The sequence below is a fragment of the Roseivirga spongicola genome, from assembly GCF_034376045.1.
GTDB classification, from domain to species: domain Bacteria; phylum Bacteroidota; class Bacteroidia; order Cytophagales; family Cyclobacteriaceae; genus Roseivirga; species Roseivirga spongicola.
Genome location: NZ_CP139724.1, coordinates 4337344 through 4350628, shown reverse-complemented (window position 1 = coordinate 4350628; position 13285 = coordinate 4337344). Strand labels below are relative to the sequence as shown.

Below are 13285 nucleotides of genomic sequence, written 5' to 3'. Positions count from 1 at the left end.
TAAATATTAACGTTGGAATGTCAGTTTCTCAAAAGATTAGGTCTTTTGTAGAACTGATGAAGATGAGACTATCTCTGCTGGTAGCTTTTTCTTCTGCTTTCGGCTATACTTTAGCTATGGGAGGAAGGGTTGACTGGTTGCAGTTAGCAGCACTCTTTGTTGGAGGTTGGCTCATTAGTGGAGCTTCTTGTACTGTAAACCAAGTGCTCGAAAAAGATTACGATAAGCTGATGAAGAGAACTCAAACCCGTCCGTTACCTACGGAAAGGTTGAATAACTCTGAATCGCTTTGGTTTGCATTGTTTACGGCTATTGCTGGAATCTCATTATTATGGGCTTCCACAAACCTACTAACAGTTGGTTTGTCAGTGCTTTCTATGATATTGTATAGCTTTGTTTATACTCCCTTAAAAAGAGTAGGGCCAATAGCTGTTTTTGTCGGTGCTTTTCCTGGTGCACTGCCTCCTTTATTGGGTTGGACAGCTGCCACGGGTACCATTTCTCATGAAGCATTAATCATCTTCGGTATTCAGTTTGTTTGGCAGTTCCCTCATTTCTGGGCTATTGCATGGGTGGCCGATGAAGATTATAAGAAGGCTGGTTTTAAACTTCTTCCTGTAAAAGGTGAGAAAGATATGAAAACCGCTTTCCAAATAATGACCTATACATTATTCCTCATTCCGCTAGGCTTGTTGCCAACGTATTTCGGATTGACAGGAATAAATTCTGCTGTGATAGCCACGGTATGTGGGGTGCTTTTCTTAGCATCCACTATTAAGTTAATGAAAGATCAGTCTCGTAAGTCAGCCCTAAGAATCATGTTTGGTTCTTTCTTGTACTTACCGATTGTTCAGATTGCGTATTTGTTGGATATGGTAAAGTGATGATGGCAGAAAATTACAAATTGGTAGATGCTCCGGTAGAACAACCGCTTTCAATGCACCCTAAGAAGTTTGCATTGTGGCTGTTCATTGTTACCGTAGTGATGATATTTGCGGCATTTACAAGTGCCCATATTGTAAGACAGGCGGATGGAGATTGGTTGATATATGACCTGCCTTCCATGCTTTGGTACACTTCAGGAATTATCATTTTGAGTAGTGTATTTATGCAGTGGGCTTACATTGCAGCTAAAAAAGATAAGTTGGAGCAGGTAAAGCTTGCTTTAGGAATAACCACCATTCTAGGAATTTTATTCCTGTTTGGTCAATTGAAAGCTTGGGAGCAGATGGTAGACGCTAATGTTTACTTTACTGGAAACCCTGCAGGAAGCTTTTTATACATATTCACAGGTATACACGCTTTGCACCTAATTAGCGGTGTGATATATCTGATATATATGCTAATTTCGTCCTTAAGAAATAAAGTGCATTCTGAAAATATGCTCAATATGGAGATGTCTTCTACGTGGTGGCATTTCTTGGGAGGACTTTGGATTTATTTGTTCATATTTTTATTGCTGAATCATTAATAACTAACCCAAACTATGGCAACTACTGCTACAATGAGTAAAAGATCCCTATGGGGTGGTGGAGCTGTCCAGCCGCTGAAGGCGAGTTACGGAAAACTGATGATGTGGTTTTTCCTCGTGTCTGATGCCTTCACCTTCTCTGGATTATTAATTGCTTATGCTTTCTTAAGATGGAGTGCTCCTGCGTATAATGGAGACCCTGAAGCATTTACTTTCTCTACTGAATACTGGCCTATACCTGAAAAAGTATATGAGGCTTTCCCTGGTTTTCATGGGGTTGAACTTCCTCTAGTATTCGTTGGTCTGATGACCTTTATTCTCATTTTATCTTCTGTAACTATGGTATTGGCTGTAGAAGCAGGTCATAGAATGGATAAAAAAGCGGTAGTAAAGTGGATGCTTTGGACAATTATTGGTGGTTTCGCTTTCTTGAGCTGTCAGGCTTGGGAGTGGTCTCACTTTATTTCAGGTACCGATACTGCAACTATCAGTGATGTGATGGTTAATGGTATCTGGAAAGAAAATTATGAGATTTTCGGAGCTAACTTAACTTTCAATCAATACGGACCGCCAGCATTTGCTGCTTTATTCTTCTTCATTACTGGTTTCCACGGTTTCCACGTATTCTCTGGAGTTGTATTGAACGTAATTATTTTCTTCAATGCTGCTACAGGAGTTTATGAAAGAAGAGGCCATTATGAGATGGTTGAAAAAGTAGGCCTTTACTGGCACTTTGTAGACCTCGTTTGGGTATTCGTATTTACTTTCTTCTACTTGATCTAAAAGACTTTTTATAATGGAACAAGCAACAACTAACGTACAAGTTCAACCTGTTGATAAGGCTAAAATCTGGGGTATCTGGAAAGTTGCTCTTATCTTAGCAGTGGTTACTGGTATAGAATATGTCTTCGCCTTTCAAATGGAGGCAGGCGCATTAAGAAACGTTATCTTCATTGGCTTAACAATTGTTAAAGCATTCTACATTGTAGCTGAGTTTATGCACTTGGGTCATGAGGTAAAGGGTCTTGTGTATTCAATCATTCTTCCAATGATTTTCATTCTATGGCTTATCATGGCCTTGGTGAATTTGGAAGGCGCAGCTATTAAAGACGCTCGTGGTATTGTAGACTACGAAGGCGATGGTATTGAGCATGTAGATGAAGAACACTAAGCGAAATATTAGATTTATATAAATCAAAATCAGGCTGAACACATTGGCCTGATTTTTTAGTTTATACAGTATGCGTAAAAAGTCTGTCTTTCTCTTCTTACTTATTGCCTTGCCGGTTATCATCTTTCTTTTTTTAAAGTCATTCGGCAGAAATGAGTTTACAATACCTGTCTATTACGAACAAGGACTTGGAGACTCACTAAGTACCCCTTGTTTAGATAAGGCTAAAGAGCAGTATGTGGTGAACAACCCGTTAGTTCAAAAAGGAGAGATTAACATAATTCATTTTGAAAGATTGGATGGGCCTGTGTTAAAGACTCGGCTGGAGGAATTAGAACGGGTTCAAGATGTGTTCTTTAATGATGACGAAATTAACCTGAGCACATATCTTAATGGTTCCAGTATTGCGTTAAGCGATATCACGGATTATGACCGGAGAATTCAGTTTCAAGATCAATTCTGGAAGATTAATGAAGTAGACTCCACAGCTTGGGCTAACCTTAAATATTGCTCAGTGGCTATGACCAACCTGGATAATAGAGTTGTTTTGGTAGATAAGCAGAACCGAATAAGGGGATATTACAATATTATTGAGCGTGAAGAAACAGACAGGCTCATACTTGAGTTAAGAATTTTAAAAACCGAAGAAGATAATGTCGGAGCAGTTGGAGAGTAAGAAGTCTATGCTATGGATTAGGGTTTTATCTATAGCTATCCCATTGGCTGTAGCAGTATTGCTATCGTTACCCACCAAGTTAGATTTGGGAGACTGGGTATATAATTTGCCACATGCTATTGGAGCCATTAATACACTAACTTCAATTTGTTTAATAGTGGCTTTTGTGGCTATTAAGAAGAAGAATATCGCACTTCATAAAAAGATGAACAGTGCAGCTTTTATTCTAGGAGCAATCTTCTTGGTGTTATACGTAATTTATCACGCAAGTGCTGAATCAACAGCTTTTGGTGGAGATGATACAACCAAGTACATCTATTATTTCTTCTTAATTACTCATATTCTACTTTCGATAGGAGTTGTACCATTGGTGCTTTTGGCTTTCTTCTATGCTTTAAATGGAATGATTGAAAGGCATAAGCGAATTGTGAAATACACCTTTCCTATTTGGCTTTACGTTTCTGTAACTGGAGTTACAGTATACTTAATGATTAGCCCTTATTATGCACATTAATCGGATTTCAGTGGTTTAAAACTTACCTTTGAGCGATGTTAAAACGGATTAAAAGATACTTGTTGACCTTGACTTTGCTAGTATTAGCAGCAAGTCAAAGCTTTGCACAATGTGCAATGTGTAGAGGCTCTGTAGAGTCTTCAGTGAGTGCTGGAGATACCTCTATGGCGGCCAATCTAAATCTTGGTATACTATATCTATTTTTTGCGCCTTATGTTTTAGCTGCGGTAATCGCTTATATCTGGTACAAAGCGAGTAAGAAAAATGTCAAAAAGACCCAAGCTACTGGCAGTTTTGCAGGGTAGATGCCCTCAATGCAGAGAAGGTAAACTTTTTCCGCATGCTGCTTATAACCTTACCAAATTCACAAAGATTAATGAGCATTGCTCCTCTTGTGGAGTTAAGTTCGAAAGAGAGCCTCGTTTCTTTGATGGAGCTATGTATATAAGCTATGGCTTATCGGTAGGTCTTTTTCTTGTATCTGCATTTATCATATATATGTTCTTTCATCCTGTATCGGAAAACGTTTATATGATAGCCATCATTTCAGAGGTGGTTTTGCTGTACCCAATCATGTTTCGCTCTTCACGTGTTTTCTACCTCTATATTTTTGGAGGATTGAAGTACGGAGGAAAGAAGAAGTAAATTTGTTGTTAACGTCTCCTTCCTTCTTGATCGCCTTCCAGAAAGGCTTGTGCATTGTCGACCCAATTCAATACAGCATCAATAATAAAGATTAATACCCCGCTTTCGTTTATTCTTTACTTTACTCGAATGATAGTAGTTTAAAACTGAGCTTATACGGAGTCATCATAATCTTTTGTGATTATTTAAAGAACCTATCGTTCACATTGTTAATTCATCCACTATAAATCCAATCAGATTACTAATAGCATGTATGAGGGTTACACTCCAGAAGGCACTGCTTATGCCTTTCCATTTCGATATAAACCAGTAAACCCAAGCAAAGTAAACCCCAATCACTATCATTACTAGAACATAATAGATATTGTAATTATGAGTTAAACCGAACAGTATACCTGCGACTAAAATGGAGACATGTTTTATGTATTTGGTTTTATTAAGAGTGAATTGAAAAAACTCTATAAGGAAAAATTGAAAAATAAAGGTTTCAACTATTGGAGCTATAATTACACTAAGAATAAAAATATTCACCAGTGATAGGTTCTGTAGAAAATCAACTTCTGTTAAAGAGTTATCTATTGATTCTAGGATGTAAGAGAATAAAAATATAATTCCAATTTGGAATATTGAAAGAATTGATACTACACGGCTTAAACTAAATGACTGCAGTCTATATTCTACCCTATCTATTTTCATTCTTAATAAGAATTAAGGGCCGTCAGTGTATTTTATTATGGATTTTGAAAAATAAGAAAATACAAATACCACCTATGCAAAAATCTATTATAAAATCTTTAGATACGCCTTGGGTGAAAAAAATACTAATTGAATTGATAAGAAGTATTACTCCAATTATCAAAAGTGTTTTTATCCAAACCTTCATTAAAGTAGTTTTTAAATTTTCAAAAAAATACTGTCTGACAGTAAGCTCTTAATTTCTAAATGAACTATGTGCCCCTCAAAAAAACATCTTCAGCAGCCCTAAGTAATCCAGCAGCTATAGCAATTCTACCTGCAATCGTCCAAAAGTCAACATTGCTGTGCTTCAGATCAGATGAGTTCAGTTCCCTGATTTGATAATTTTCGCTCTTCACGTGTTTTCTACCTCTATATTTTTGGAGAATTGAAATACGGAGGAAAGAAGAAGTAATAAGAAAGATGCTATTAGAAAGTAAGGTAGTTCTCACCGTAACTTCAGAGTTCTAATATTGGCCTCCTACGTGATGATTTAGTCTATATGCTTAGAGCTCTAACCTTTTAATTTCCTAGCATCGGCTCACCTTGTAGACCAGCTAAGAAGCTATCCCATTCTACTATTACACTAACAGTAATCAACAAAAATGCAGCTATACCAATGTATAGTAAAACCTTCTTTGTTTTAAGTCTTTTTAACCTGCTCATATTTAATGTTTATTGGTTTTATATGATTCGTTAAATATATAATTTTATTTAAATAGTAATAAAAAAGAGGGTGATTATGTGAGGGACAAAGTATCAACTCTCGTGTTTGTAGTTTCAATCATTCGCTTTTCTCTCTGAGAACTTCATTTAGGTAGTATTTTTGCTATGAATGTGCTAATTCGCATCAAGCGAGAAATTATTAGTAGATTCCCATATCCCTAAAGGCAAAGCAGACTTGAATCAAATCCGTCAGTTCATTTTTAAGCACAAGGCTTTTTTGCTCAGTATTTTACTGGTGGGGCTCACCCTCATTATAGATGAGGCAATATTTTCAGATCAGAAGAGAAGGGTCAACCCCGACCAAACCATAACTGATAATCTTCATCAACAGCTAGATAAGTTAGAGCAACAACTGCAGCAGATCAGTGATGTGGCTGTGGTAGACCTCAGTAGGTTGTTTAATCGTTTCGCTAGTAATGAAGAGTTCCCTTACTTTATTTTCGAGGATGGAGAGGTGATTTATTGGAGTACTAATCGGTTTGTACCGAAGTATGGTACGCTGGATGGTACCTATATTTATAAATTCCTCGACCTCAAAAGTGGACAATATATTGTAAAAAGGAAGGTGATTAATAGCGCCCAAAATAGGGTGGTAGAGATTTATGCCTTGTTGCCACTGAGTTCAGATGTTCCTCTTAATGATTCTTATCGTGATTATGGACTTAACGGGGAAATATTCGGCAGGTCTACTTTTACCTTTACTCAGGTAGAGTCTCCAGATAAGTCAAAGAATATTTATTCACCCGAGGGTATTTTCCTTTTTTCATTTGAGGGTACGCAACGAATGAAGATTGACTACCCCAATTATGCTATTTTCATCGTGCTGTCGTATATGATAGCCATTTACTTTTTCCTGAAGGGAGGGTATCAATATGCAGGAGAATTAGGCAGTAGAAAGCTTGTTCTTCCATCTATACTACTTTGGGGTACCTTTCTTGGAGTAGCTCGCTATTTCATGTTGAAATATGAATATCCATTGAGTGTTGTAGAATGGAAGTTATTCGAGCCAGATTACTTTGCGGCTAGTATATGGCAACCTTCACTTGGAGATTTCCTCTTGAACCAGCTCGCCATATTGAGCTTTGTTATTTATGCTTTCATTAAGCTTACTGCCTATCAGCAGATGAGAGCTTATACTAAATGGTCTAACCTGATAATATCTGTACTGCTGCTAATATTAGGTATGTACTATTTCACTGAGCAGGTACAATCACTTTACGCCAATTCTCAATGGTCTTTCGATGTAGGGTCTGATATTAATTTTTCCTCCTTCAAGCTAATGGCCTATTTAGGGATCTTTTTAATTGGTGTAATCCCTTTCTTAATAGCGCAATACCTGAGCATAGAATTGAGGAAGCTCAAACAGAAGAAGCCTGCAATCATAGTGTTTATTCTCATTGCGCTGGCCTTGGGCGTAACTATTTACTTGATTAGAAGCGAATACCTTATTGTATTACTGGTGCTGACAATATACCTGTTGGTTGTGTTCAGTTTTCGTTTTGCCGAACAGCTTTATCAAGCCAATTATGCCACTTTTCTTTACTTGTTTACTACAGCCTTATTGGTTGCCACTATTTGTAATGTGCTTCTGGGCGAACATATTAGAAAAGAGCAGTTGCAAGATAAGCGCAGCTTGGCAACAAGGCTTTTATCAGAGAATGATTTTGAGGCGGAATATTTACTGTCTCAGGCTAAAACAAGAATTGAATCTGATGTGCTGATTCAAACGAACATTGCCAATCCGTTCTCATCTAAAGACCTTATTAGGCAGAAAATACAGCGGGTTTTCTTGGGCGATTATTTCGATAAATATGAGATTGAAATTCTCATTTTCAACGGTAGCGGCAATCCTGTAAATAGTTCTACTAGCCTGAACTATGATGTGCTGAAGTCGGAGTACGGAAAACCAGAAAATCAGACGGCTATAGAAGGGTTGTTTTTCTATAGATCTAACTATCCGGTGGCCCTAAACCAGTATTATTTATTCAATGAGATTAGAAGATATGATGCCGTAATTGGCTATGTATTGGTTAGGTTGGATAGAAAGGAAATTCTCAATAATAGTATTTTACCCCAGCTTTTGCTTTCAGATTTTGGCCTTTCCACAAACCTTCAGCATTTAGATTATGCGGTATATGATGGAAGGCAACTGACCAATAGTGTAGGAGATTTCAACTACAGGAGAGATTTTGATGTGAGTCAATTAAGTGAAGAACTCATTTATCAACGGCCTGTGCCACTTTCTGGGTATGATCATTTGGCGGTAAGAAATCAGGGCAATGATCAGGTTTATGTAGTCTCTAGCCCGCATTATCCATTACAATATGTAATCACCAATTTCTCTGTCTTTTTCTTATTTACTGTAGCCATGATAATCCTGATTTTTGGGATTTCTACTGGCTATTTCAACTCCAAAAAACAATCTGTTACACTATCCGCAAAGATTCAGATTCTATTGAATTTTGCCTTCTTCCTGCCTCTTATAATTGTCAGTATAGTGGTACTTAGATTGGTAAACACTACGGTAGAAGAAAATATTGAGAATCAATATTTGACTACAGCAGAAAGTGCAGCTGAGAATCTGGCAAATCAGTTGCAGTTATTTTTAGAAGGAAGAAATGAGAATAACGAGGTGCTCGAAAACCGAATTTCGGAGATAAGTCAGTATGCTCGTGCCGATATAAACCTATTCAATAATAGCGGAAGGCTGATAGCAACCAACCAACGACTGATTTTCGACAATGAGTTGTTGGCACCATTTATTAACCCTAAGGCCATGGCCAACATTGTTGAGTCGGGAGTAAAAGAGGAGCTTTTTACAGAGCGTGTCGGGAATTTAGATCTGAGTTACAAGTCTACTTATTACGGTATTCGATCTAACGAGAATAATGAGCTGCTAGGGGTGCTTAGTATGCCATTTTTCGACTCTGAGGAACAATTGAAGTCTGAACAAAGAGATATACTCTCCAATATTCTCAATTCTTTTACCTTTATTTTTGTCATTTTTGTAGTGCTTTCATTCTTGGCTTCAAGAATACTTACTTACCCGTTCAAATTCTTAACTGAAAAGATAAAGACCACCACTTTATCCAACTTAAATGAGCCATTGGCTTGGCCTGCCGATGACGAAATTGGCCTTATGGTAGGGGAGTATAATAAAATGCTTGCCAACCTTGAGAAGAGTAAGAGAGCATTGGCTTTGAGTGAAAAGGAAAGTGCGTGGAGAGAGATGGCTCAACAGGTGGCTCATGAAATAAAGAATCCGCTTACACCAATGAAACTGAAGCTTCAACACTTAAAGCGTGTTTTAGCAGAAGCACCAAATCTTGGAATAGATTTTAACAGACCCATTGATAACTTGTTAACTCAGGTAGAAACTTTGAGTGATATCGCCACTTCTTTCTCGTCATTCGCGAAAATGCCAATGCCTAAGAGTGAGCGGATTAATCTAGTAGAAGTACTTAAGAAGTCGGTGCGTTTGTTCAATGAAGATAGCATCGAAATTAAGACCAATATTCCGAAACAAGCTGTTTGGGTGATGGCAGATGATCAATTATTGGGAAGGATTTTCAATAACCTTATTTTAAATGCTGCACAGGCCATGCCTGATAATGAGATCTGTATGTTAGAAGTTGAACTTTTGGTGACGCATAACAAGGCCAGAATTACCTTTGCAGATAACGGAGAAGGTATACCAGAAGAAATCAGAGAGAAGATTTTTATACCTAAATTTAGCACCAAAGCAGAAGGGTCAGGAATTGGTCTGGCCATAGCCAAACGTGGGGTAGAACACGCAGGAGGGAGTATATGGTTTGAATCTGCCGCTGAGGAAGGCACAACCTTCTTCTTAGAATTTCCGCTAACTGATTAAGTGTGCAACGTTGGTCACTGGTTCTTTTACTCACACTCATAGGCTCGGCTCTGGCTGCTCAGTCTAGTTCAGAAGCCTGTAAATGGGTGAAGACTGATTCACCGCAAATTCTAGATTCTCTAACTGTTTTCCCTGAGTCAATTCGAATAACCGAACCAGATTCCAGTCAAGCATTTCAGTTCGACCTCAATACCAATACCATCAGTTTTCAGAATAGCCCTTTCGATTCGGTCAGGGTTTGTTACAGAACCTTGCCCTTTGATTTGCATTCTACCAAAGCCAATAAGACACTCGATATTTACGATTCTACCGCTTTGTTTAAAGATGTGGTGCTTTATCAGCAGGCTTTGGCAATACCTAAAAGGGAAGAAGTGATTAGTACAGAAAACATTTATAAGACAGGAAGTATCTCTAGAGGCGTTTCTTTCGGAAACAGGCAAGATGTATTTGTCAATTCGACCCTGAACCTTCAAATGGAAGGGCAACTTACAGAGAATGTAAATCTGAGGGCTGTTATTACGGATAGGAATGTTCCTTTTCAGCCTGAAGGAAACACTCAGCAAATTCAGGACTTTGATAATGTGTTTATTGAGTTATTCAACGAGGATAAATGGAGACTGAAAGGTGGAGATGTGGTACTTCAAAATGGGGAGTCGAATTTTCTAAGGTATTATAAGAATGTTCAGGGAGCTCAATTCACTACAAAGTATAAGATGGCTGGCGGGTTTGAAGCGGAAACAACAGTGGCTGGCTCTGTAGCCAAAGGCCGCTTTGCCTCTGTATCCATCGATCCTATTGAAGGAGTTTTAGGGCCGTACCGAGTAAAAGGGCCAAACAACGAAAGGTTTATCATTATTCTGGCTGGTTCGGAAAAGGTGTTTATTGATGGGGAACAGATGACTCGTGGCTTCGATAATGACTATGTGATAGATTATAATCTCGGAGAAATCACGTTTACTAACGAAGTACTGATTACCAAGTTTACCAGGATTAGAGTTGATTATGAGTATTCTGATCAGAATTATTCACGTTCAATTATTCAGGCAAGTCATTATCAGCGAAACGATAAGTTGAATTTTGCTTTCAATTATTACAATGAAAAGGATAATCGAAATCAGCCGCTCTTATTTGATTTATCGGATGAAGAAAAGGTCATTTTGGCGAATGCTGGTGATGATTTGGACAATGCAGTAACCTCTCGTGTCGATAGTGTAGAGTACAATCCTGACCTAATCCTTTATCGTAAAACAGAGGGGCAAGATGCACTAGGAGTCAATTATGATATCTACCAATATTCGACAAACCCGGATAGTGCCTTCTTTGATGTCAGGTTTACTGAGGTTGGTTTTGGTGGTGGTAATTACGTGCTCAGAAACACAACTGCCAATGGTAGAATTTATGATTGGGTTGCTCCTGTCAATGGGCAGGCACAAGGCAATTACGAACCGATTGCTATTTTAAATGCTCCCAATCAGAGGTCTATGGTGACTTTGGCAGGTGGAGTAAAGCTCAATAAAACGGATGAGCTCCAAGCAGAGGTGGCTTTTTCTAAAAACGATGTTAACCTGTACTCAGAACAAGATAGTGAAGATGATGACGGTTTGGCTTACAAAGTATCCCACGAAACAGAAGGACGCTCAGTTAGCTTTCTGCCTAACTATAAGCTTAACTCCACACTTTCTTATGAGTATAACAGTGAGTCATTCTCCTTTATCGATCGTCTGAGGTACATAGAGTTCGATAGAGATTGGAGCTATAATCCGGAAGATTTCAATCAGAGTTTCACAGAGAACATATTCAATGCTGGCTTCGATTTGAGCAAGGATGCCTCTAATAATCTCTCCTATAAATTGGTTAGGAGAAAAAGGGGCGAGGCAGTAGATGGTTTTCAGCAGTACCTGAATCTATCTAAAAGACTAGGGAGGTTTCAGCTAAAGTCAGATGCTTATCTGATGAATAATGATCAGCAGATTTTGAAGTCAGAATGGAACCGATTCAATCTGGACTTTTCTTATCGGAGTAAGTGGTTGATTCCCGGCTACAAGTACCGAATAGATAGAAATTCTGTAGTCAATTCAACTACAAGTGAAGTGGTGCGTTCTGCCATGAACTTTGAAGAGTATTCATTCTATTTGAGGAATTCTGACACGTTGCGAACTACCTACGGAATTGAGTACCAATTGAGAGAAGACCGATTGCCAATTAATGGAGAGTTGGTGGATAATAACCAGTCTAGGACCTTCAATGCATTCTTCAGAACTAACATCGATAATACCAATCAACTCTATATGCTCTTCACTTACCGTAACCTAGAGAACCTCAACGAAGCTGGAGAGGATAGAAATGATGAAACCATTATGGGAAGAATTGATTGGTCAGGTTCATTTTTCGATGGAATCATACGGTCTGATTTAAACTATAACTTGGCTAACAGTAGAGAGTTGAGAAGGGAGTTTATTTTCATTCAAGTACCTACAGGAGAAGGAACTCATACCTGGAGAGACGATAATGGTGATGGTGTTCAAGATTTGAATGAATTCTACCTTGCTGTGAACCCAGATGAAAAGAACTATGCTAAGATTTTTGTGCCTACCGATACTTTTGAGGAGGCTTTCAATACCATCATCACATATCGTTTTAATCTAAATTTCCCACTTCAATGGTCTTCAGAGAAGGGTATTAGGAAAATGCTTTCACACTTTTCAAACACAACGGCATGGGGTTTAAATGCTAAAATTACGGACGATGACCTAGGCCAAAGACTTTTACCTACCAACGTGCCCGATGCTGAAGTGCTGGGGTATAATGAAAACCTACGTTCTACCTTGTTTTTCAATAAATCTAACGCTGTATTTGGTGCCGATGTAGGCATTGCTCGATTGGAGAATAAGCAACTTCTCGTTAATGGTTTTGAGGACAGGCTTAGCGAAGATTTTCGATATCACTTAAGGTGGAACATTAATAGGGGACTAAACCTGGATTTGAACTTTGTAGATGGTCAGCGAGTCAGTCGTTCTGATGTGCTAACACAGAGAAACTATCGGGTGGTTTCAGAAAACTTTAATCCCTCATTAACACTTCAACCTTCTAGAAATTTGAGATTTACAGCTTCTTATGCTTTTAAAGATAAGGGTAATGTATTTACAGAAACTTCTACAGAAAAAGCAGAATTAACAGAGTTAGGCTTGGGGGCTAGATTTTCAAAGGCAGTTCAAACAAGTATTACCGCCAATTTTAAGTATATCGATATCAAATTTGAAGGAACGGAGACCTCGCCTGTTGGCTATGAATTACTGGAAGCTTTAAGGCCGGGTACTAACTTAACCTGGAACCTCAATTGGCAACAAAAACTTGGTAGTGGGCTGCAACTGTTGGTTCGCTACGATGGTAGAAAGTCTGAAGGAAGCCCAGTTGTTCACTTAGGAAGAGTGCAAGTGACGGCACTTTTTTAGAGACAGTTGTTGATTCTAATGAAT

General features: G+C 38.3%; 12 protein-coding genes. 10 read left to right on the top strand and 2 right to left on the bottom strand.

Translation table 11 applies throughout. The features are described from left to right. The first annotated feature begins 17 nt into the window (after nucleotides 1-17). The 8 genes from cyoE (at nucleotide 18) to T7867_RS19045 (ending at nucleotide 4477) form a co-directional block, all read left to right on the top strand. On the top strand, nucleotides 18-884 hold the full coding sequence (cyoE, locus tag T7867_RS19080; protein ID WP_068220836.1) for a heme o synthase: 867 nt from the start codon (nucleotides 18-20) through the stop codon (nucleotides 882-884). A 2-nt stretch (nucleotides 885-886) separates the two neighbouring features. Beyond that, nucleotides 887-1471: a cytochrome c oxidase subunit 3 gene (locus T7867_RS19075; RefSeq protein WP_068220842.1), complete on the top strand. Its 585-nt coding sequence runs from the start codon at nucleotides 887-889 to the stop codon at nucleotides 1469-1471. Nucleotides 1472-1486: 15 nt separating this feature from the next. After that, nucleotides 1487-2254: a cytochrome c oxidase subunit 3 gene (locus T7867_RS19070; RefSeq protein ID WP_068220459.1), complete on the top strand. Its 768-nt coding sequence runs from the start codon at nucleotides 1487-1489 to the stop codon at nucleotides 2252-2254. Nucleotides 2255-2267: 13 nt separating this feature from the next. Continuing rightward, nucleotides 2268-2642, top strand: a complete 375-nt coding sequence (locus T7867_RS19065) for a cytochrome C oxidase subunit IV family protein (RefSeq protein WP_068220462.1) — start codon at nucleotides 2268-2270, stop codon at nucleotides 2640-2642. Between the two features lie 70 nt (nucleotides 2643-2712). Then, entirely contained in the window at nucleotides 2713-3318 is a 606-nt protein-coding gene (locus T7867_RS19060) for a hypothetical protein (RefSeq protein ID WP_068220465.1), read from the top strand. After that, a complete protein-coding gene (locus T7867_RS19055) occupies nucleotides 3296-3832 on the top strand; it encodes a DUF420 domain-containing protein (RefSeq protein ID WP_089082287.1) in 537 nt (178 codons plus the stop codon). Before T7867_RS19060 ends, T7867_RS19055 begins: the two co-directional genes overlap by 23 nt. Before the next feature lie 35 nt (nucleotides 3833-3867). Further along, nucleotides 3868-4137: a hypothetical protein gene (locus T7867_RS19050; RefSeq protein WP_084375653.1), complete on the top strand. Its 270-nt coding sequence runs from the start codon at nucleotides 3868-3870 to the stop codon at nucleotides 4135-4137. Then, the gene (locus T7867_RS19045) at nucleotides 4097-4477 is read left to right on the top strand and encodes a DUF983 domain-containing protein (protein ID WP_068220471.1); all 381 of its coding nucleotides are present in this window, start codon (nucleotides 4097-4099) and stop codon (nucleotides 4475-4477) included. Before T7867_RS19050 ends, T7867_RS19045 begins: the two co-directional genes overlap by 41 nt. Nucleotides 4478-4678: 201 nt before the next feature. Here T7867_RS19045 and T7867_RS19720 read toward each other — a convergent pair whose 3' ends face one another. Both T7867_RS19720 and T7867_RS19040 read right to left on the bottom strand, forming a co-directional pair. After that, nucleotides 4679-5173: a CPBP family intramembrane glutamic endopeptidase gene (locus tag T7867_RS19720; protein WP_068220474.1), complete on the bottom strand. Its 495-nt coding sequence runs from the start codon at nucleotides 5171-5173 to the stop codon at nucleotides 4679-4681. Nucleotides 5174-5734: 561 nt separating this feature from the next. Next, a complete protein-coding gene (locus T7867_RS19040) occupies nucleotides 5735-5878 on the bottom strand; it encodes a hypothetical protein (protein WP_157717609.1) in 144 nt (47 codons plus the stop codon). Nucleotides 5879-6113: 235 nt separating this feature from the next. Between T7867_RS19040 and T7867_RS19035 the strand changes: the two genes are divergently transcribed. Beyond that, on the top strand, nucleotides 6114-9809 hold the full coding sequence (locus T7867_RS19035; protein WP_322299663.1) for an ATP-binding protein: 3696 nt from the start codon (nucleotides 6114-6116) through the stop codon (nucleotides 9807-9809). A gap of 2 nt (nucleotides 9810-9811) precedes the next feature. Continuing rightward, on the top strand, nucleotides 9812-13261 hold the full coding sequence (locus tag T7867_RS19030) for a hypothetical protein (RefSeq protein WP_068220487.1): 3450 nt from the start codon (nucleotides 9812-9814) through the stop codon (nucleotides 13259-13261). Nucleotides 13262-13285 lie beyond the last annotated feature (24 nt).

What these genes read in the sequence shown, in the direction of transcription:
- T7867_RS19040 (WP_157717609.1), bottom strand. Translation starts at nt 5,878, where the DNA reads ATGAGCAGGTTAAAAAGACTTAAAACAAAGAAGGTTTTACTATACATT.
- T7867_RS19050 (WP_084375653.1), top strand. Translation starts at nt 3,868, where the DNA reads ATGTTAAAACGGATTAAAAGATACTTGTTGACCTTGACTTTGCTAGTA.
- T7867_RS19055 (WP_089082287.1), top strand. Translation starts at nt 3,296, where the DNA reads ATGTCGGAGCAGTTGGAGAGTAAGAAGTCTATGCTATGGATTAGGGTT.
- T7867_RS19060 (WP_068220465.1), top strand. Translation starts at nt 2,713, where the DNA reads ATGCGTAAAAAGTCTGTCTTTCTCTTCTTACTTATTGCCTTGCCGGTT.
- T7867_RS19075 (WP_068220842.1), top strand. Translation starts at nt 887, where the DNA reads ATGGCAGAAAATTACAAATTGGTAGATGCTCCGGTAGAACAACCGCTT.
- T7867_RS19065 (WP_068220462.1), top strand. Translation starts at nt 2,268, where the DNA reads ATGGAACAAGCAACAACTAACGTACAAGTTCAACCTGTTGATAAGGCT.
- cyoE (WP_068220836.1), top strand. Translation starts at nt 18, where the DNA reads ATGTCAGTTTCTCAAAAGATTAGGTCTTTTGTAGAACTGATGAAGATG.
- T7867_RS19720 (WP_068220474.1), bottom strand. Translation starts at nt 5,173, where the DNA reads ATGAAAATAGATAGGGTAGAATATAGACTGCAGTCATTTAGTTTAAGC.
- T7867_RS19045 (WP_068220471.1), top strand. Translation starts at nt 4,097, where the DNA reads ATGTCAAAAAGACCCAAGCTACTGGCAGTTTTGCAGGGTAGATGCCCT.
- T7867_RS19070 (WP_068220459.1), top strand. Translation starts at nt 1,487, where the DNA reads ATGGCAACTACTGCTACAATGAGTAAAAGATCCCTATGGGGTGGTGGA.